The 19,547-nt window shown below is 31.9% G+C and carries 19 protein-coding genes; 15 read left to right on the top strand and 4 right to left on the bottom strand.

The annotated features are described in order from the left end of the window. The 3 genes from htpG to P8H50_RS05865 all read left to right on the top strand — a co-directional run. Positions 1-1,641, top strand: a 1,641-nt coding sequence (gene htpG / locus P8H50_RS05875; protein ID WP_300206587.1) for a molecular chaperone HtpG, incomplete at its 5' end; no start/stop codon positions are given. A 94-nt stretch (positions 1,642-1,735) separates the two neighbouring features. Beyond that, positions 1,736-2,683, top strand: a complete 948-nt coding sequence (locus P8H50_RS05870; protein WP_300206585.1) for a tRNA-dihydrouridine synthase family protein — start codon at positions 1,736-1,738, stop codon at positions 2,681-2,683. Between the two features lie 143 nt (positions 2,684-2,826). Further along, the gene (locus tag P8H50_RS05865) at positions 2,827-3,576 is read left to right on the top strand and encodes a phosphatase PAP2 family protein (protein ID WP_300206582.1); all 750 of its coding nucleotides are present in this window, start codon (positions 2,827-2,829) and stop codon (positions 3,574-3,576) included. A gap of 220 nt (positions 3,577-3,796) precedes the next feature. On the opposite strand, the gene P8H50_RS05860 is transcribed toward P8H50_RS05865, so the two are convergent. Next, positions 3,797-4,099, bottom strand: a complete 303-nt coding sequence (locus P8H50_RS05860) for a hypothetical protein (RefSeq protein ID WP_300206580.1) — start codon at positions 4,097-4,099, stop codon at positions 3,797-3,799. 300 nt (positions 4,100-4,399) lie between these two features. Here P8H50_RS05860 and P8H50_RS05855 point away from each other — a divergent pair, with 300 nt between their 5' ends. The 4 genes from P8H50_RS05855 (at position 4,400) to P8H50_RS05840 (ending at position 8,974) form a co-directional block, all read left to right on the top strand. Then, positions 4,400-6,874 (top strand): DUF5916 domain-containing protein, encoded by a 2,475-nt coding sequence (locus P8H50_RS05855; protein WP_300206578.1) that lies wholly within the window; start codon positions 4,400-4,402, stop codon positions 6,872-6,874. Between the two features lie 60 nt (positions 6,875-6,934). After that, positions 6,935-7,594 (top strand): ABC transporter ATP-binding protein, encoded by a 660-nt coding sequence (locus P8H50_RS05850; protein WP_300206576.1) that lies wholly within the window; start codon positions 6,935-6,937, stop codon positions 7,592-7,594. Between the two features lie 86 nt (positions 7,595-7,680). Beyond that, complete coding sequence (locus tag P8H50_RS05845) at positions 7,681-7,962, top strand: hypothetical protein (protein ID WP_300206574.1); 282 nt, start codon at positions 7,681-7,683, stop codon at positions 7,960-7,962. A 247-nt stretch (positions 7,963-8,209) separates the two neighbouring features. Further along, complete coding sequence (locus tag P8H50_RS05840) at positions 8,210-8,974, top strand: TIGR02757 family protein (protein ID WP_300206572.1); 765 nt, start codon at positions 8,210-8,212, stop codon at positions 8,972-8,974. A gap of 64 nt (positions 8,975-9,038) precedes the next feature. Here P8H50_RS05840 and P8H50_RS05835 read toward each other — a convergent pair whose 3' ends face one another. Then, positions 9,039-10,943 carry a peptidase M61 gene (locus tag P8H50_RS05835; protein WP_300206570.1) on the bottom strand — a complete coding sequence of 635 codons (1,905 nt, stop codon included), beginning with the start codon at positions 10,941-10,943 and terminating at the stop codon, positions 9,039-9,041. 150 nt (positions 10,944-11,093) lie between these two features. On the opposite strand from P8H50_RS05835, the gene P8H50_RS05830 reads away from it, so the two are divergent. Genes P8H50_RS05830 through P8H50_RS05805 form a run of 6 tightly spaced genes read left to right on the top strand, consistent with a single transcriptional unit; the run spans position 11,094 to position 16,303 of the window. Then, positions 11,094-12,101, top strand: coding sequence for a glycosyltransferase family 2 protein (locus P8H50_RS05830; protein WP_300206568.1), 1,008 nt, complete (start codon positions 11,094-11,096; stop codon positions 12,099-12,101). Between the two features lie 51 nt (positions 12,102-12,152). Then, on the top strand, positions 12,153-14,078 hold the full coding sequence (locus tag P8H50_RS05825) for a BatA domain-containing protein (RefSeq protein WP_300206566.1): 1,926 nt from the start codon (positions 12,153-12,155) through the stop codon (positions 14,076-14,078). Beyond that, on the top strand, positions 14,075-15,325 hold the full coding sequence (locus tag P8H50_RS05820; RefSeq protein WP_300206564.1) for a dihydroorotase: 1,251 nt from the start codon (positions 14,075-14,077) through the stop codon (positions 15,323-15,325). The genes P8H50_RS05825 and P8H50_RS05820 overlap by 4 nt, the downstream gene beginning before the upstream one ends. A 1-nt stretch (position 15,326) precedes the next feature. Beyond that, positions 15,327-15,470 (top strand): hypothetical protein, encoded by a 144-nt coding sequence (locus tag P8H50_RS05815; RefSeq protein ID WP_300206562.1) that lies wholly within the window; start codon positions 15,327-15,329, stop codon positions 15,468-15,470. Further along, entirely contained in the window at positions 15,458-15,655 is a 198-nt protein-coding gene (locus P8H50_RS05810; protein WP_300206560.1) for a hypothetical protein, read from the top strand. Before P8H50_RS05815 ends, P8H50_RS05810 begins: the two co-directional genes overlap by 13 nt. After that, a complete protein-coding gene (locus tag P8H50_RS05805) occupies positions 15,656-16,303 on the top strand; it encodes an alpha/beta fold hydrolase (protein ID WP_300206558.1) in 648 nt (215 codons plus the stop codon). Here P8H50_RS05805 and P8H50_RS05800 read toward each other — a convergent pair. After that, entirely contained in the window at positions 16,300-16,800 is a 501-nt protein-coding gene (locus P8H50_RS05800) for a hydrolase (RefSeq protein WP_300206556.1), read from the bottom strand. The two genes, P8H50_RS05805 and P8H50_RS05800, sit on opposite strands and share 4 nt — an antisense overlap. A 29-nt stretch (positions 16,801-16,829) precedes the next feature. Then, positions 16,830-17,591: an MBL fold metallo-hydrolase gene (locus tag P8H50_RS05795; RefSeq protein WP_300206553.1), complete on the bottom strand. Its 762-nt coding sequence runs from the start codon at positions 17,589-17,591 to the stop codon at positions 16,830-16,832. Between the two features lie 93 nt (positions 17,592-17,684). Between P8H50_RS05795 and P8H50_RS05790 the strand changes: the two genes are divergently transcribed. Continuing rightward, positions 17,685-19,136, top strand: coding sequence for a TonB-dependent receptor (locus P8H50_RS05790; RefSeq protein WP_300206551.1), 1,452 nt, complete (start codon positions 17,685-17,687; stop codon positions 19,134-19,136). Positions 19,137-19,245: 109 nt separating this feature from the next. Next, positions 19,246-19,470 carry a hypothetical protein gene (locus P8H50_RS05785; protein WP_300206549.1) on the top strand — a complete coding sequence of 75 codons (225 nt, stop codon included), beginning with the start codon at positions 19,246-19,248 and terminating at the stop codon, positions 19,468-19,470. Positions 19,471-19,547 lie beyond the last annotated feature (77 nt).

Genomic DNA, 19,547 nt, shown 5'->3' with positions numbered 1-19,547 from the left:
CAAATTGCTTTTTCTGGTGCTGAAGAGTTTTTAGACAATTACAAAGACTCAGCAAAAGATTCTGGTATTATTGGTCATTTTGGTTTAGGTTTCTATTCTGCATTTATGGTAGCAGAGAAGGTAGAAATTATTACTAAATCTCATAAAGAAAACACTGTAGCAGCACATTGGACCTGTGATGGCTCTCCAGAATTTACTCTAGAAGCACACGATAAAACAGATAGAGGAACAGAAATTATTCTTCATATTGCAGAAGACTCTACAGAGTTTTTAGAGGAAGCGCGTATTGGTAGTTTATTATCTAAGTATAATAAATTTATGCCTATTCCTATTAAATTTGGAACCAAAGAGGTAAACGACCCAGAGCACACTCCTGCTACAACGAAAGATGCAGAAGGTAAAGAAACAACAGAGCCTCAGAAAAAAATAACAGTAGATAATATTATTAACAATCCTAATCCTGCTTGGACTAAACAGCCAACAGAATTAGAAGATGAAAACTACAATAGTTTCTACAGAGAGTTATATCCTGCTCAATTTGAAGAGCCTTTATTTCACATTCATTTAAATGTAGATTATCCGTTTAACTTAACAGGAATTTTATATTTCCCAAAGATGACTCAAGACATGAGCATGCAAAAGGATAAAATTCAGTTATACCAAAATCAAGTATTTGTAACGGATAATGTTGAAGGTATTGTACCAGAATTTTTAACCATGTTACGTGGTGTTATCGATTCGCCAGACATTCCATTAAACGTATCGCGTTCTTATTTACAAGCAGATGGAGCAGTAAAAAAGATTTCGTCTTACATTACACGTAAAGTTGCAGATAAATTAAAATCGTTATTTAATAGTAACCGTGAAGATTTTGAAGCCAAATGGAACGATATTAAAGTGGTTATTGAATACGGAATGCTGTCTGAAGATAAATTCTTTGAAAAAGCAGATGCCTTTGCATTGTATCCAACAGTAGATAATAAATACTACACATACGAAGAACTTGAAAACGCAATTAAAGCAAACCAAACCGATAAAGACGGTAAAATGGTAATACTTTATGCAAGCAATCAAGACGAACAACACACGTATATAGAAGCTGCAAAAGCAAAAGGTTACGAAGTATTGTTATTAGATTCTCCTATAGTTTCGCATTTAATGCAAAAACTAGAAAGTAAGAAAGAGAATATTACCTTTGCACGTGTAGATGCAGATGCTATAGATAAATTAATTAAAAAAGACGACACCGTAATTTCTAAATTAGACGAAGAGCAAACCAAAGCACTAGACGAATTGTTGAAAGACACTATTCCATCAGAGAAATTTATGGTACAGTTAGAGCCTCAAGATAGCGACGCTGCTCCATTTATGATTACGCAACCAGAATTTATGCGTCGTATGAAAGAAATGCAAGCTACAGGTGGTGGTGGAATGAATATGTTTGGTAACATGCCAGAAATGTATAACCTAGTCGTTAATACAAATTCTGAATTGGTAGGCGAAATTTTAAGCACTAAAACCAAGAAAAAACAAGAACGCTTAATTAACCAAAGTTTAGATTTAGCACGTTTATCTCAAGGTTTATTAAAAGGAAAAGAGCTTTCAGACTTTATAAAACGTAGCTACGAAATGATTAAGTAATTTTTTTTCGCTTTCGCGGAAATACTAAAAACCACTTCAAATTTTTTGAAGTGGTTTTTCTTTTTAAGCTATATTTGGCACTTCATTTAAATCCATGTCAATAACATTACTTTCTTCACCATTACAAGGTTTTACAGACTTCAGGTTTCGTAATGCATTTCATCATTATTTTGGAGGTATAGATACCTTTTACGCACCATATATTAGATTAAATGGAAAGCTAAAAATCAAGCAATCGTATCAGTTAGACTTACAACCAGAAAACAATACCACTTTGGAAGTGATACCGCAAGTCATGACTAACGATGCAGACGAGTTTTTATTTGTAATTAAATATATACAAAGTTTAGGCTATAAAGAATTAAACTGGAATTTAGGTTGCCCTTATCCTATGGTTACAAAATCTGGAATGGGTTCTGGTTTAATTTGTAATCCTACAAAAATAGATCACATTTTAAAACGCGCACATAACGAAACAGACATTACAGTCTCTATGAAAATGAGAATGGGTTACGAACATGCCCAAGAAATTTTAGACACCTTCCCAGTTCTAGACAGCTATCCACTTAAAAACATAGCCATTCATGCACGTATAGGAAAACAACTTTATAAAGGACCTGTAGATTTAGAAGCTTTTCAGCGTTGCATAACAAGCACAAAACACAAACTCTATTACAATGGAGACATTACTAGTGTAAGTGCTTTTAAAGCAATAGAAACACGCTTTCCAAGTATAGACCATTTCATGATTGGTAGAGGCTTAATTGCAGATCCGTTTTTACCAAGTATGATAAAAAACAATACCACAACTTACCCAAAAAACCGTTGGGATATTTTCTCAGAATTTCATGATACTATTTACGAACAGTACGATGCTTACCTCTCTGGACCAACACCTATTAAAATGAAAATGTTAGGCTTTTGGGAATTCTTCTCGCAATCGTTTACAAACCCACAAAAAACGTACAAAGCAATTAAAAAAGCTAGCAATCCAATAAAGTATAAACAAACGGTAAAAGAGATTTTAAATAAGGAGAAGTAGAAATAAGACAAAAATTAATATTTATTTAGAATATTCTAAAAAATTGAAAAAGTCAATTTTTTCCATTAACTTCGTTTAACATCTAATAAAAAACATTAAAACGCTTTTTTATCAATGCATTGTGCGTAATTTTGACCAACCATATGAAAAAAACAAAACTATTGATTTTTTTGATTTTAGGAACCTTAAACACCTTTGGTCAAAATGCCAAAAATGACTCTCTACAAACGAAAAAAAATATTGAATTTAAATTCGAGGCTCTTATTATTCCAACCGTATTAATTGGATATGGAATTGTTGGATTAGAAAGTCATACACTTGATTTCATTGATACAAATACAAGAGATGAAATTATTGAGAATATTGAAAACAAATTAACTATAGATGATTTTTCTCAATACAGTCCTTTTCTTTCCGTATATGGATTAAATGGAATCGGAATTAAAGGAAAAAACAATTTTAAGGATAGAACAATAATTTTAGGAACTGCTTATCTGATAATGGGAGGAACTGTGAATATTGTAAAAGGAACTGGGAATGTGGAAAGACCTGATGGCTCTTCTAAAAACTCTTTTCCTTCTGGACATACTGCAACAGCATTTATGGGAGCCGAATTTTTGTATCAAGAATACAAAGATGTTTCAATTTGGTACGGAGTTACAGGTTATGTGGTGGCAACAGGCACAGGATTGTTCAGAATGTATAATAATAGACATTGGTTGACTGATGTAGCAGCAGGTGCTGGAATTGGGATTTTAAGCACAAAAATTGCTTATTGGATTCATCCATTGATAAAAAAAACAATATTTAAAGATAAAGAAAATATGAATGGAATTGTGATGCCTTTTTATAATGGACGAGAATATGGCCTAGGACTATCAATGACATTCTGAAAATAAAAAACTACGCACAACACAGTATATAAAAAATTGCTGTTTTGTGCTTAATCAATGTTAGTTGCTTTGTTTGCTAGCTTCTGATTTTCCTTCGGAAAATCCTCGCACACAAACACGCAACTTTCCATATACATAAACGTTAAACGAAACATCAAACTCAAAATCAAAAAAGCACTCTCGCGAGTGCTTTTTTATTATATTAAAATACTAACTTAAGTTAATTAACATCTATAATCGTCTCTTTTGTTTTGCTTTTAAAAACATAAGTGTATAAACACATAAGTGTAAAGGTTGGTACCACGTCTAGTCCTGGCATGGCTTCTTCTATAAAAGAAATAGCAGCACCTACTTTACCTGCATTACCTTTGTAAAGTTTAGTCATAATATAAGCAGAAGCTGGAGCCCAAATAACATCTGTAAATTCTCCAATACCTGGAAGTATAAAGCTGGCATAACCAACAGCATCAAAAATGATACTTGCTGCTAATATTTTGTACTTGTTTGTGTTTTCTAAATTCATTGTATTGTAATTGTTTTAATACTATAACTAAAGCAAATAGCGTTCCATTTTTTATTAGCCAACTAAAATAGTATAAAAGCTAAAAACAGGCGTAAACTATTTATTTACTAGTAACCAAACTTTTTGTTTTGTTACAAACAAATTATTTTTTTTTAACAAGTGTAACCTATTATTAAGTCAATTTTTAACTTTTAATTAAGACAATAACACAGGTGTAAAAGTAGTTTTGTAGCGGCAAACTGTAACAATTAAATAATATTGACGTCTTTAGACCATCAACCATTAACCACTATCTATTAAATGAAAGTTTTTTCAACTCTAATTTTAGCTTTTCTTTTAACACTAAACCTTGGTGCGCAAGACAAAAAAAAATACACAATAACACGTACAGATACTGCTCCTAAAATAGATGGCGTTTTAAACGATGAGGTATGGAAAACAGCTCAAATAGCTACAGATTTTGTACAGTTTGAACCAACCGTTGGAAAAACAATGCCAGAAAATAAGCGTACTGAAGTTAAAATGACTTACGACGATACTGGTATTTATATTGCTGCTTATTTGTACGATACACCAGAAGACATGATGAAGCAGTTTACGCAGCGTGATGACTTTGGTCAGTCTGATTTTTTTGCCGCAGTTTTTAACCCAAATAACGATGCACAAAACAACACAGAATTTTTTGTGTTTAGTTCTGGTACGCAAGCAGATGCTTCAGAAAGTCCAGGGAATGGAGAAGATTTTAGATGGAATGCTGTTTGGGAAAGCGCAGTAAAAACAGTAAACGATGGTTGGATTGTAGAAATGAAAATTCCTTACAGAGCCTTACGTTTTACACAACAAGAAAACCCAATTTGGGGCATTCAGTTTCATAGACATTATAGAACAACTAGAGAACAAAATACATGGAATCCTGTAGATGTAACAAGTGGTGCAGGTATTGGTTTTTTTAATGGAGAATTAGAAGGTCTTAACAATCTAGAACCACCAACACGTTTAAGTTTTTATCCTTTTGCATCATATGTAGGAGATCGTTTTGATAGTGAAAAAATTGACGATTTTAATGTAGGCTTAGATATAAAATATGGTTTAACAGAAAACTTTACACTTGATGCTACGCTTATTCCAGATTTTAGCCAAGTCGGTTTTGACGATGTACAGTTGAACCTAGGTCCATTTGAACAAGCATTTTCTGAACAAAGACAATTTTTTACAGAAGGTGTCGATTTGTTTAGAAAAGGCGGTTTATTCTTTTCAAGGCGTATTGGTAGTGCACCAATTGGTAATCCACTTTTAGGCACAAACGAAGTTGTAGATGGCGATTTCCCACAAAAAACAGCATTGCTAAACGCTGTTAAAGTGTCTGGCAGAACAAAAGACGGTTTAGGTATTGGCTTTTTTAATGCTATTACAGAAAAAACAGATGTAGATATTACAAATACGCAAACAGGAGAAAAACGTAGCGAGACTATAGAGCCTTTAACAAATTATAACATTATGGTTGTAGACCAACAGTTTAATAAAAACTCGTCTGTAACCTTAATCAATACAAACGTAACACGTAATGGTTCTGGAATTTACTCTACAGATGGTGTTAAAAATAGTTCTGGAGCACGAGATGCCAATGTTACTGGTTTACTATTCGATTTAAAGAACAAGAAAAACACATATGGTGCAATTGCAGAAGTTAAAATGAGTAATTTAAACCTAGCAGATGGTACACAAACAGGTATAAGTACGAGTCTTGGCTTTGGAAAAAATAGCGGCCAATATAGATGGAGTCTAAGTCATAATCTTGCAGATAAAGATTACGATATTAATGATATGGGAATCTTGTTTAGAAACAATTACAGTAATTTCTCTACAGACTTTTCCTATCAAATATTCGAACCAACCGAGAACTTAAACAATTTCCGTATCAATACTTGGGCTAACTATAACAGTCTTTACAGACCAGGAACTTTTACAGGTTTTAATTTTGGAGGTCGTGTGTTTGCTGTAGGCAAAAAGAGTTTAATGGCTTATGGTGGTAACTTTAATGTACAACCAGGTAAGCAGTTCGATTATTTCGATCCACGAGTCGATGGTCGTTATTTTATTACCGAAGATTGGTTAAATACAGGTGCATGGATTTCTACTAACTACAATAAAACCTATGCCATAGATGCTGATGTAGGCTACGAAACACTTTTTGAAGAAGGAAGAACCTACCAAAGTTTCTTTTTTGGTATCGAACCAAGAATTAAGTTTAATGAGAATTTTATAATTGTTTATTCTTTTGAATGGGATCAAGAATTACGCGAACGTCGTTGGATAAATTTTATTGGTGACGACATAATTTATGGTCAAGGCGACCAATTAACTATAGAAAACAGTATTTCTGGAAGTTATAATTTTAATGCCTTGAATAGTTTAACCTTGAGCTTTAGAAACTATTGGAGTGCAGTACAATATGAAGATAATATTTACAAACTTGGTGACAATGGCAGATTACATAGAGATAATAACTATACAAAAGAAGATATAAGCGATCCAGATGTTAACTTTAGCACATGGAATTTAAACCTAACCTACTCTTGGCAATTTGCTCCAGGAAGTTTTTTAACGGCTCAGTATCGTAATCGTATTTTTAATTTTAATAATAATGGTTCAGAAAACTTTGGTGACAGTTTAAATAATTTATTCGATGAACCAAATGGTAACACCTTTTCCCTTAGAATGGTATACTTTATAGATTATAACGATTTAAAAAATGTTTTTAAAGGCAAATCTTAAGTCTTTTAAATCTTGCTCTTTTAATTGTAATGTAGTACTTTCAAACTTTGATTTACTACTATGATTAAAGCTAATAACATTCATAAATATTACGACGATTTACATGTATTAAAAGGTGTAAATGTACACATAAAAAAAGGTGAAATCGTATCTATTGTTGGCGCTTCTGGTGCTGGAAAAACGACTTTACTACACATTCTAGGAACTTTAGATCGTATCTCTAAAACCAATAATGCCACTCTTGTTATTAACGAAGAAGATATAAGTTCCCTTTCTGAAAAGCAAATGGCAAAGTTTAGAAATGAACACATTGGTTTTATTTTTCAGTTTCATCAATTACTACCAGAATTTACTGCCTTAGAAAACGTTTGTATTCCTGCTTACATTAAAAAAACGCCAAAAGCCGAAGCCATAAAACGCGCTAAAGAACTTCTTGACTTTTTAGGGTTATCACATAGGTACAACCATAAACCCAACGAGTTATCTGGTGGTGAACAACAACGTGTTGCTGTTGCAAGAGCTTTAATAAATAATCCAAGCATTATTTATGCCGATGAGCCTTCGGGAAACTTAGACAGCGAAAGCGCAGAGAACCTTCATAATCTGTTTTTTAAACTACGTGACCAGTTTGGCCAAACCTTTGTTATTGTTACTCACAACGAAGAATTAGCAGATCTAGCAGACCGCAAATTAGTTATGGTTGATGGTAAAATGGAATAATCTATTAAATTAGTCACTTCAATAATTAATTAGTTTTTTTTTTAATTATTAATTTATATTGTAACTCTAAATTTATAAAACTGATTATGAAAATATTAAAAAAATTATCTTTTGTTCTTGTAGCATTACTAATTTTATGCTCATTTACCATTTCGGAAGGTGAACATGTAGGACGTTGGAAAGGAAAAGACAAAGGAGATATTGGGTTTTTAACCTTATCTAGTGAGGGATTTGCAACCTTTGAATTTAACGGTCAAGAAATGGGAGGGAAATCTTACGATCATCAAGGTGTTACTGCATCTATGAAATATGTTGTAGACTACAAATCGTCTCCAACTGCTATCGATTTTATTATAATAGATAAATAGTACAGATACAGAATTAGGACGCTTAAAAGGTATAATAAATATGAAATCTAGCGACGAGATGCAAATGGCAATGACCTTTGGAGGTGGCACAACACGTCCTACAGATTTTTCTACAGACGCCATTGTTTTTAATCGCGTGAAATAGATAAAACTCAAAAAAAAAAAATATAAATCCTCATCAATCGATGAGGATTTTTTATTTTAACTGTTTACCTATATTACATTATATATTCTAATTTATAAAAAAATGACCAAAAGCGAACTCAAAGAATTTCTAGATATTAAAGTCGAATTATACAATAGACCAGACTTTATTACTAGTGATCCTATTCAAATTCCGCATCAATTTAGTAAAAAAGAAGACATTGAAATTGCAGGTTTCTTAAGCGCAACTATTGCTTGGGGAAACAGAAAAAGTATTATTAATAATGCTAATAAAATGATGACTTTATTAGAGCATTCACCTTACGATTTTGTAATGCACCATCAAGAATCTGATTTAGAAAAGCTAGAGTCTTTTGTACACAGAACCTTTAATGGTATAGACTTTATAAGCTTTATTAAAAGTCTTCAGCATATCTATAAAAACCATAATGGATTGGAAGCCGTTTTTGCAAAACACGCAGAAAAGCAGTCGTTACAACATGCCATTCACCATTTTAAACACACCTTTTTTGAGATTGAACATTTAAAACGTACCGAAAAACACGTTAGTGATCCCTTAAGAAAGTCTGCTGCAAAACGTATTAATATGTTTTTACGTTGGATGGTAAGAAATGATAGTACAGGAGTAGATTTTGGTATTTGGAGAAGCCTCTCACCATCCCAATTATCTTGTCCGTTAGATGTGCATTCTGGTAACGTTGCTAGAAAATTAGGTTTATTAAAGCGTAAACAAAACGATGGAAAAGCTTTATTAGAATTAGATGCTGCGTTAAGAAAGCTTGATACTAAAGATCCAGTAAAATATGATTTTGCGTTATTTGGATTAGGTGTTTTTGAAGGTTTTTAGATAAAAAAAACCGAATCTTTAAATAAAGACTCGGTTTTAATATATATAATAATTTACTCTATTTTTATCCTCTTAACCAAGCTTCACGTAAAGCATTTTGCTTTGGTGTAGCATTTGGATCTACAGCTAAACTAGAACCAGTAGTGTAAGATTGTGTTAATGTAGTTTTTACCACAATTTCTTTACCGTTTCTGTCTAATCTAACATCTACTTCTCTACCTGGTTTCCACATAAAAACTTCAGTTAACATTTGTTGTGCATTTGCCATTGTTAACGCTTTACCATCTATAGTTTTAATAACATCTCCTGGTAAAACTCCATTTTCTGCCCAAAAACTATTGTTTTTAACAGCTTCAGAGAAAGGAATAGACATGGTTGCCATATCTGGAGCAAAAATTAGTACACCATCGTTTTGAAGGTAATTTGTTTTCACTTTAGCTTCAGTTAATTTTAAACCTGCTTTAGCAAAAAAGTCGTTGTAGTTAATTGGTGTTCCACCAACAACATGCGTATTTAAAAATTCGCCAACAGATGGATAAGTCATTTCTGTAATTTCAGCTATAAGCTTATCGTCTTCAAATGGCTTGTTTTTGCCATATTTAAGAGATAATTCTTTCATTAAAGATAAAATACCTCTAGTACCATTACTTTCTTCACGCATAATAATATCTATACACATACCTATTAATGCTCCTTTTAGGTAAACATTATAATATTGTGGTGCATAAGGTGCATCTAATACGTTTTCACTCATTTCTGTAAAACTCATAGAGTCGTTCATACCTGCAGCAGATTTAATTTTACCCATAATTTTGGTGTAAAACTCATCGTCTGATACTAAACCTTGATCGACTTGAAATAAGGTTGCAAAATATTCTGTTACACCTTCATACATCCATAAATGCTTAGAGAATGTTGGTTGGTTATAATCGAAATAATGTACATCTTCAGAGTGTACACTTAATGGAGTTACAATATGAAAAAACTCGTGAGACACCACATCAATCATGCTTTCTGCTAGAGCTTCGTCTGGCATAGATTCTGGTAAAACCACTACTGTAGATGTGTGGTGCTCTAAGGCTCCAAATCCTTTTGGTGATTCTGGTTTACCTTCAGATAGATATAAATAAATATCATAACGAGGAGTTGTGTTTACATCTCCTAAATATGTTTTTTGTGCTTGCATCATTTTTTCCATGACTGCCTTAATTTTCTCGGCAGAATGTACTTTGTTTGGAGAATAGACACTTAATACAATTTTAATGTCTCCAACTTGAAATTCTTCAACATCTAAAGCGCCATAAAACATTGGGTTATCTGTAATATCAAAATATCGTGGTGCAGCATAGCTGGTAGTTACAGACATTCCGTCTGCGCTCATTTTTGATCCAGATTCTTGTAAAGCAGATGTTTTAACCATAGATTTTGGAGAAACAACATCTAAGGTGTATTGTGCATTCTTTAAAGCATCAAAATACCCAATAAAACCATGTAAGTTTAATACAAAGTTTGTAGATTCAATATTAGTTCCTGCTGGAGAAAAAGGAACATCTCCTCCTATTCCACCTTGAACTTCCATGTCAAACGTATCGTTAACGTTGTAAGTAATTACGTTTAAATTAGTAGCGTTACTTATGGTCCATGTATTAGTATCTGTTTTTTCTACAGCTAATTCATTTCCTTGGTAATCAAGCGCTTTAAAATCGTCTATATACTTCCCAAAATCACTAACAGAGTAGGTTCCTTGTACTACTCTTGGCAATCTATAGGTTACTGTTTCTGCTGTAAAACGCCCAGGATTTATAGTTACTGGTGCTTTATCATCAATTACTTTAGTTAAGTCTAAAGTAGTTTCAATTGGGTTTAAAGTGGCTAAATCGTTGGTAGATTTTTCACCACCTGTTTTTGAAGCATTACAACCAACTAGAAGCAAGCCTGCAAATACAGCACTTAATAAATGTTTTTTCATTGTTTTGATTTTATGTTAATGGTATTTTGATTTTATTTTAATGGTTTAAAATATTAAGACGCACAAATGTACAATCTGTTACAGATATTAGACGCAAAATTTTGTTAATTAGTGTTAAATGAAATAATAGAGAATAGTATCTTGCATATCATGAAGCAGCCATTAATTAGCATATTAATTCCTTTTAAAAATACCGAATTATTTCTTAGAGAGTGTATAAACTCCATAATTAATCAAACCTATAGCAATTGGGAACTTTTAATAATCGACGACCATTCTACAGATAAAAGCTATGATTTAGTTGAAGACTACGCTAATAAGGACAAAAGAATAAAGCTCTATAAAAATGATGGTTCTGGTATTATTAATGCCTTAAAACTAGCGTTTTCAAAATCTAAAGGCGACTACATTACTAGAATGGATAGTGATGATATTATGTCTGAAATTAAACTAGAGATCCTAATTAATAATCTTCTACAACATGGACAAAGTTATATAGCAACTGGATTAGTTCATTATTTTTCTAAAGAAGGGATAAGCGATGGTTATAGAAAATATGAAGCATGGTTAAACAGCTTAACATTAAACGGAAGTAACTATTCTGAAATATATAAAGAGTGTGTTATCCCATCACCTTGCTGGATGATTAATAGAGCCGATTTATTAGCAATAGACGCTTTTAATCCAACACGTTATCCTGAAGATTACGATTTAGCCTTTAGGTTTTACCAAGCCAATTACAAAGTCCTTGCTTGCGATACCGTTTTACACTATTGGAGAGATTATGGAACAAGAGCCTCGAGAACAGATATTAATTATGCCGAAAACAGTTTTATTGACCTCAAGCTGCATTACTTTTTAAAGTTAGAATACGATAGTTCACGACCATTAGTTATTTGGGGAGCAGGAAAAAAAGGAAAAACCGTTGCAAAAAAACTGATAGCCAATAATGTTGATTTTGATTGGATTTGCGATAACCCAAAAAAAATTGGTAAACATATTTATGAAAAAGAAATGAAAGCCTTTAAGTATCTAGAAACTTTAGATAATTTTCAAAGTATTATTAATGTGGCTAATAAAGACGAACAAGCAATTATTAGAAAGTATTTTTCAAAATTAAATAAAGAATCTATGCATGATTATTTTTTCTTTTGTTAAAGCTTCTCATATTTCAGTATTAGTTTTATATTTGCCTAATCAAAAAAAGCAATGCAGTTTAAACATCCAGAACTTCTTTACGGCTTATTCTTACTGCTAATCCCAATTATTGTTCATTTATTTCAGTTGCGTAAATTCCAAAAGGAAGCCTTTACAAACGTGGCTTTTTTAAAGCAAATTACCTTACAAACTCGTAAAAGTGCACAAATAAAAAAATGGCTTACATTGTTTACTAGAATGGGAATTCTAGCAGCAATTGTTATCGCTTTCGCACAACCATTCACATCAAAAAACAAAACTTTTAATACTAAAACTGAAACTGTAATCTTTTTAGATAACTCGTTTAGTATGCAAGCAAAAGGAGATAAAGGCGAATTGCTAAAAAGAGCAGTTAGCGATATTATTAGTAATGTGCCTGAAGCTGAAAACATCTCGTTGATTACAAATGATAATGCTTTTAGGCAAACAACTGTTAAAACAATAACAAACGATTTATTGCAACTCAATTACTCTACAAACCAATTACCTTACGATGCTGCTGTTTTGAAAAGTAAAAAGTATTTTTCTAAAAATCAAAATACCATTAAGAACTTAGTTTTTGTTAGTGATTTTCAGCAAAAAGAGTTGAATTTCAATACTAACAATAATGAAACTAATTTAAGCTTAGTCCAGTTAAAACCAGTAAGCAAAGCTAACATTAGTATAGATAGCTTATACATTTCTAAAAGAACCTCTAGTAATATTGAGTTAATAGTTAGCCTAAAGAATACCGGAAACACAATAGAAAATCTTCCTGTTTCTTTATACAATAATGGCAGTTTATTAACCAAAACCTCTATAAAAATAGCAGATAAAGCCACTACAATTTTCACCTTACCTGCAAACGAAAGTGTTAACGGAAAAGTAACAATAGACGATACTAATCTTCAGTTCGACAACACCTTGTTTTTCAACATAAATAACAACTCTAAAATAAACGTTTTAAGTATTAATGAGGCAAACGATACTTTTTTAAAGAGTATTTATTCTAGTACCGAATTTAATTATAATGCAACAGCATTCAACCAATTAAATTACAGTGCTATTGCTAATCAAAACCTTATTGTATTAAACGAGCTAAATCAAATTCCAAGTTCTCTAGTAACTGCTTTAAAAGGGTTTACAAATAATGGTGGTGTTTTGGTTGTTATCCCTTCAAACAACATTAATATTCAAGAGTATAACAATCTACTTTCAAATTACAATTTTGCGCCTTTTACTAAGCAATCTGAAACCGAAAAACGCCTTACAAACATTAACTATTCTCATCCTTTATACAGTGATGGTGTTTTTGAGAAACAGGTTTCAAATTTTCAGTATCCAAAAATAAATTCTTATTATCCTCAAAACTTAAGTAATGCGAAAGCAGTACTTCAATTTGAAGATGGCAAACCATTTTTATCCGAAAACAATAACACCTTTGTATTTACTGCTGCTCTAAACAAAAACAACTCTAGTTTTCAAGATATTAATTTAATTGTTCCTACGTTTTATAACATTTCAAAACGCAGTTTAAAATTAGCAAATTTATACTACACAATAGGTAAAGAAAACACCTTCGATATTGTTACAGACTTACAACAAGATGCGGTTTTAACTTTAGTAAGCGAGAGTTCTAAAGTGATACCTCAGCAGCAATATTTCAACAACAAAGTAGCCATTACAACAATAGATATTCCTGAAAAATCTGGAATTTACAACATAAAAAACAAAGCTGAAATTATAGAAAACGTAAGCTACAATTACAATAGAAATGAAAGTATTTTGGTGTACCAAAATTTTTCTAATCTTGATAATGTAACGATTAGTAATTCTATCTCAGATGCTTTTAACACTATAAAAAATGACACTAAAGTAAACGAGCTATGGAAATGGTTTGTTATTTTAGCATTAATACTTTTAATTATTGAAATGCTCATCTTAAAATTTTTTAAATGAACGTACTTATCAAATCTGCAACAATAATTGATTCCAAGAGTAATTTTCACAACACTACTCAAGACATTTTAATTGAAAAAGGTAAGATTTCAAAAATTGCCAAAACCATTAAAAACAAAGGTAATTACAAAGAAATTAAACGTGATAATTTACATGTTTCACAAGGTTGGTTTGATAGTAGTGTCTGCTTTGGTGAACCTGGTTTTGAAGATCGAGAAACTATAGAAAACGGATTAAAAACAGCTGCAAAATCTGGATTTACAACTGTGGCTTTGCAAGCCAACACACACCCAATAATAGATACCAATGCAGATGTTGCTTTTATTAAAATGAAAGCATTAAACCATGCTGTAACGGTATTACCAATAGGAGCTTTAACTAAAAATAGTGAGAGTGTAGATTTAGCAGAATTGTTTGATATGACGACCGCTGGAGCTGTAGCATTCTCAGACTATAAAAAACCAATTACAAATCCTAATCTCTTAAAAATCGCTTTGCAATATGCAAGTAATTTTGATGGTTTAGTGTGCTCCTTCCCTCAAGAAAATAAAATTTCTGGTCAAGGTGTTATGAACGAAAATATTACAAGTACTAGTTTGGGTTTAAAAGGAAATCCTAGTCTAGCTGAAGCTTTGCAAGTCGCACGCGACTTGTATTTACTAGAATATACAGGTGGAAAATTACATATCCCAACAATCTCAACAGCAGAATCTGTAGCTTTAATTAGACAAGCAAAACAGAAAAAACTAGATGTTACTTGTAGTGTTGCTATTCACAATCTATGCTTATTAGATAGTGAACTATACGATTTTAATACCCATTTTAAAGTATTGCCTCCTCTAAGAACGCAAAGCGATATCGATGCATTAATAGAAGGTGTTAAAGATGGCACCATAGACATGGTGACTAGCGACCATAATCCACTAACTATTGAAGACAAAAAAGTAGAATTCGATTTTGCAGACTATGGAACTGTAGGTCTTGAAAGTGCTTTTGGTGCTTTACAAACACTATTTTCTACTAAAAAGACTGTACAATTATTAACCAAAGGAAAAGCTAGGTTTAAGGCAGAAGAAAATACTATAAGCGAAGGCAAAAAAGCAGATTTAACGCTATTTAATCCAGACACAAAATATATGTTTACAACTCAAAATATACTTTCAAAATCTAAAAACAGTCTATTTTTAAATAAAGATTTAAAAGGTGAAGTTTATGGTATAATTGCAAACAACAAAACTATTTTATAATATGAATCAACAAACAATAAAAGAAGGTAAAACTTTAGCAATAGTTTGCTACTTTACATTTGTAGGTGCATTAATTGCTATCTTTTTAAATCTTGAAAAAAAGAATCCCTATACAAGCTTTCATGTTAGAAAATGGTTGGCTTAATTATTATGCTTATTTTTTCTAATGTAGTTGAAAAATATGTAAACAGTTGGACAGGAACTATCATAGGTACAATTACTGTTGGATGTTGGATTTATGCGCTTTTTTACGCAATAAAAGGAGAAACAAAACTTATTCCATTAGTTGGTGAAAAATTTCAACAGTGGTTTCATAATTTAGGTAATTAAATGACAGATTTATCTTTGTATCACGTTATTCGTGAATCATCATTAAAAGACAATGCACCTCTTCTTATTTTATTTCATGGTTATGGAAGCGATGAAAACGATTTGTTTTCTTTTGCTAGTGAATTACCAGAAGAATTATTTATCGTTTCTGCACGAGCACCTTATGCAATGCAACCTTATGGTAACGCTTGGTATGCTATTAATTTTGATGCAGATAAAGGGAAATGGAGTGATAATGAACAAGCAAAAGCTTCTCGTGATTTAATTGCTGCTTTTATAGACGAAGTTGTAGCTAAATATCCTGTAAATAAAGATAATGTTTCTCTTTTAGGCTTTAGCCAAGGCACTATTTTAAGTTATGCTGTAGCACTAACTTATCCAGAAAAAATAAAAAATGTAATTGCATTAAGCGGTTATATTAATGAAGATTTATTTGAAACGCAACTAGCAGACCATTATCAACATTTAAACTTCTATTGTTCTCATGGCTCTGTAGACCAAGTTATTCCTGTGGATTGGGCTAGAAAATCTCCAGAATTCCTTGCTTCATTAAACATAAAACATCAGTATACTGAGTTTCCTGTTGGTCATGGTGTTGCACCGCAAAATTTTTACGAATTTAAAGACTGGCTAGTTAAACTAATTTAAAGCGGATTCAATAAAGATTCAGCAACTCTAAAATTAAGTTCTCCTTTATCATTGAGTGAGTACACTATTAATAGTTCTCCCCAAAGTTGTCCATCGGTAAAATCGGCAATAATCCATTTGTGATTTAAAACACGAATAGAATTTATAATTATTCTATTTCCTGTCGTAGAAGCATAAGGCACTAATGGATGCTCTTCTCCTTCATACTCATTCTGAGAATACAAGCCATCTTTAACTGTAGTCATTAGCTTTTGCACATCGTAACCTTGATTTAAAAAGTAGTCGTAAGAATACTCGTTATAATCGAAACTAAATTGAGAAAGACTGTTAATATCATCTTTTAATACTAAAATAGAATCTTGATATTTTACTAATTGCTCTTTAGAACTTGCAACCTTTTTATTACTATCGTCGAATATTTTTTTTGAGTTTATAAACTGAAATAATAACAGTAAAACCGAAAATATAAACAGATACATAAAAATACGATTCTTCATAAAGTGTAAGTTTTTTTAATTAGTTAAATTTAAATAGTTATTTCAAGTCCATCATAAGCTAAAAAAACGTTTTCTGGAAGCTTTTGTTGTACAGCTTCATGAAAACCTAAATGATGGCTAATATGTGTTAAATAGGCTCTCATAGGTTTCAATTCTAAAATAATTGCCAGAGCTTGTTCTAAATTAAAATGCGAAATATGCTCCTCTTCTCTCAAAGCATTAATAACTAAAACCTCTAAGTTTTTAAGTTTTTGTTTTTCGGTATCAGAAATTGTTTTCATATCTGTGAGGTAGGCAAAACTACCAAATCTATAACCAAAAACTGGTAATTTATAATGAAGTCCTTCAACTGGTAAAATTTCTAATCCATTAATGGTAAATGGTTTATTTTTTACTTCATTTTGAAGTAAGTTTGGAACTCCTGGATATTTTATTTCAGAAGTAAAAATATATTCAAAACGCTGTGTTAATTGCCTTAAAACACGTTGGTGCGCATAAATATTAATATCGCCTTGCTTAAAAAAAAACGGACGAATATCATCCAGTCCAGCTGTATGGTCTGCATGCTCATGCGTAAATAAAATAGCATCTATACGCTCAGGATTAGCACGTAACATTTGCTGTCTAAAATCTGGACCACAATCTACCAGAAAAGTATAGTTTCCCCACTCTACCAAAATAGAAACACGTAGGCGTTTATCTTTAAAATCACTACTCAAACAAACAGGATGCGTACTACCAATTACTGGTATCCCTTGTGATGTTCCTGTACCTAAAAATGTAATTTTCAAAACTTGTTATATTTCTCACAAAAGTAAGTTATTTTTTTTGTTTGCTTTACTTATTTGATACCTTTGTATGGCAGACAATTCAATGCATAAACTATGGAAATCACACTAAAAGGAGATAAGGATATAGAGTCTATTCCTTCGTTAAAAGACAAAGCACTTCGTATTAATTTAAACGAAAATATTTACGGAACGTTTTCCGAAATTGGTGCTGGACAAGAAACTGTACGCCAGTTTTTTAGAGCAGGTGGTGGTTCTGGAACCATAGCCAAAGCAATGTCTGCGTACGATAAAGATTTTAGTGATGCCATTTATGGTATAGAAGACGATAAGCGTTATGTTACTGAAGCGCGTTTGCGTAAAATGCTTGACCATGAAATTAATTTAATCGAGCAGCGTATAACAAGAGATAAACATCCTCATAAAATGTTTTTTAGTTATGCCAATACTGTGGCTACTATAGATTTTGCAAAAAAATATAAAGGACACGGTTGGGTAGGTATTAAATATCAAGTAGATGCAGAACAAGAGTATAACGAAATTGTATTACATATTCGTTTTAAAGAAAACGATGCGCGCTTACAACAAGAGACTTTAGGCAAATTAGGTACAAACCTTATTTATGGTGCGTTTTACAAGTATAATGAGTCAAGAAAACTTCTACGTTATTTATACGATCATTTAGATAAAGACCAATTAGAGATAGATACTATTAACTTTTCTGGTCCAGTTTTCGAAAACGTAGATAACCGTTTAATGAGTTTACAACTGGTTAAAAACGGTATGACAGATGCTGTCATGTTTGCTCCAGATGGAAATAACGTTTTACCAGCTAGAGTCCTTTACAAAAAAAACATTTTAACACTTCGTGGTAGCTTTAGACCTGTCACCAAGGTAAACATGGACATGTATAAAAAGTCCTTAGAGATGTTTCTAAAAGAAAACAAAGTAGAGGAAGACAAAACGCAAGTTATTTTTGAAATCACACTCTCTAACCTTCGTGCAGAAGGTGAAATAGATGAGCAAGATTTTATGGATCGTGCAAAACTATTATGTTCTCTTGGCCAAACCGTATTAATTTCTAATTTCCAAGAATATTATAAACTTGTGGAATACTTCTCTCAATATTCTAAAGCTAGAATGGGCTTAGCAATGGGAGTAAACAACTTGGTAGATATTTTCGACGATAAATACTACAGACAATTAAGTGGTGGTATACTTGAAGCCTTTGGAAAACTCTTTTTCAAAGATTTACGCGTGTATTTATATCCAATGGAAAACGAAGATGGTACATTAACTACAAGCGATAATTTAAAAGTACATCCACGAATGAAAGAACTTTACAAATTCTTTAAATATAATGGTAAAGTAGTAGATATTACAGATTACGACCCATCTACGCTTACTATATTCTCAAGACAAGTTCTAAGTATGATTTCTAAAGGTGAAGACGGTTGGCAAAGTATGTTACCAGAAGGCGTGAGTAAATTAATAATGGAAAAAAGCTTGTTTGGTTGTGAGACTGAAGAAGTTACAAATAGAGAGTGAATTATTTACACTTCTCAAACATAAATTAAATTAAATCTACAAACCTCATCCTAAACTGTAGAGTGTAGATATACTAATTTAAAGTATATTGCAGTAGTTAAACTCAATTATGAAACTAAACCTATTATCATGCGATGCGCAAAGACCAGACAAAAGAGCCATTGCAAGGTGCATAGTAGAAATTTCATTAAACTGTAGCGACACCTTAGCATACGAACTTACAGACATTCTTTTAGAAGGAGATGCTGTAGATATAGTTGTAGAAGACAAAAATTCTGGCTCAGCTTTAAGAGCTTTACGTAAGCTAAGTATAGACTACGATATTATTGAGTAAGCCATTCAAAATTTACAATTCCATTAACATTCTACATTTTTATATTTGTAAAAAATAACTAACTTGTACCAACAAAT

Origin of the sequence: Lacinutrix sp. (genome assembly GCF_029238095.1) — a bacterium.
GTDB lineage: Bacteria > Bacteroidota > Bacteroidia > Flavobacteriales > Flavobacteriaceae > Lacinutrix.
Note: the sequence above shows the minus strand (reverse complement) of the source record. Positions and strands in the feature narration are given on the sequence as shown.

What these genes read in the sequence shown, in the direction of transcription:
- P8H50_RS05870 (WP_300206585.1), top strand. Translation starts at nt 1,736, where the DNA reads ATGTCAATAACATTACTTTCTTCACCATTACAAGGTTTTACAGACTTC.
- P8H50_RS05865 (WP_300206582.1), top strand. Translation starts at nt 2,827, where the DNA reads ATGAAAAAAACAAAACTATTGATTTTTTTGATTTTAGGAACCTTAAAC.
- P8H50_RS05860 (WP_300206580.1), bottom strand. Translation starts at nt 4,099, where the DNA reads ATGAATTTAGAAAACACAAACAAGTACAAAATATTAGCAGCAAGTATC.
- P8H50_RS05855 (WP_300206578.1), top strand. Translation starts at nt 4,400, where the DNA reads ATGAAAGTTTTTTCAACTCTAATTTTAGCTTTTCTTTTAACACTAAAC.
- P8H50_RS05850 (WP_300206576.1), top strand. Translation starts at nt 6,935, where the DNA reads ATGATTAAAGCTAATAACATTCATAAATATTACGACGATTTACATGTA.
- P8H50_RS05845 (WP_300206574.1), top strand. Translation starts at nt 7,681, where the DNA reads ATGAAAATATTAAAAAAATTATCTTTTGTTCTTGTAGCATTACTAATT.
- P8H50_RS05840 (WP_300206572.1), top strand. Translation starts at nt 8,210, where the DNA reads ATGACCAAAAGCGAACTCAAAGAATTTCTAGATATTAAAGTCGAATTA.
- P8H50_RS05835 (WP_300206570.1), bottom strand. Translation starts at nt 10,943, where the DNA reads ATGAAAAAACATTTATTAAGTGCTGTATTTGCAGGCTTGCTTCTAGTT.
- P8H50_RS05830 (WP_300206568.1), top strand. Translation starts at nt 11,094, where the DNA reads ATGAAGCAGCCATTAATTAGCATATTAATTCCTTTTAAAAATACCGAA.
- P8H50_RS05825 (WP_300206566.1), top strand. Translation starts at nt 12,153, where the DNA reads ATGCAGTTTAAACATCCAGAACTTCTTTACGGCTTATTCTTACTGCTA.
- P8H50_RS05820 (WP_300206564.1), top strand. Translation starts at nt 14,075, where the DNA reads ATGAACGTACTTATCAAATCTGCAACAATAATTGATTCCAAGAGTAAT.
- P8H50_RS05815 (WP_300206562.1), top strand. Translation starts at nt 15,327, where the DNA reads ATGAATCAACAAACAATAAAAGAAGGTAAAACTTTAGCAATAGTTTGC.
- P8H50_RS05810 (WP_300206560.1), top strand. Translation starts at nt 15,458, where the DNA reads ATGGTTGGCTTAATTATTATGCTTATTTTTTCTAATGTAGTTGAAAAA.
- P8H50_RS05805 (WP_300206558.1), top strand. Translation starts at nt 15,656, where the DNA reads ATGACAGATTTATCTTTGTATCACGTTATTCGTGAATCATCATTAAAA.
- P8H50_RS05800 (WP_300206556.1), bottom strand. Translation starts at nt 16,800, where the DNA reads ATGAAGAATCGTATTTTTATGTATCTGTTTATATTTTCGGTTTTACTG.
- P8H50_RS05790 (WP_300206551.1), top strand. Translation starts at nt 17,685, where the DNA reads ATGGAAATCACACTAAAAGGAGATAAGGATATAGAGTCTATTCCTTCG.
- P8H50_RS05785 (WP_300206549.1), top strand. Translation starts at nt 19,246, where the DNA reads ATGAAACTAAACCTATTATCATGCGATGCGCAAAGACCAGACAAAAGA.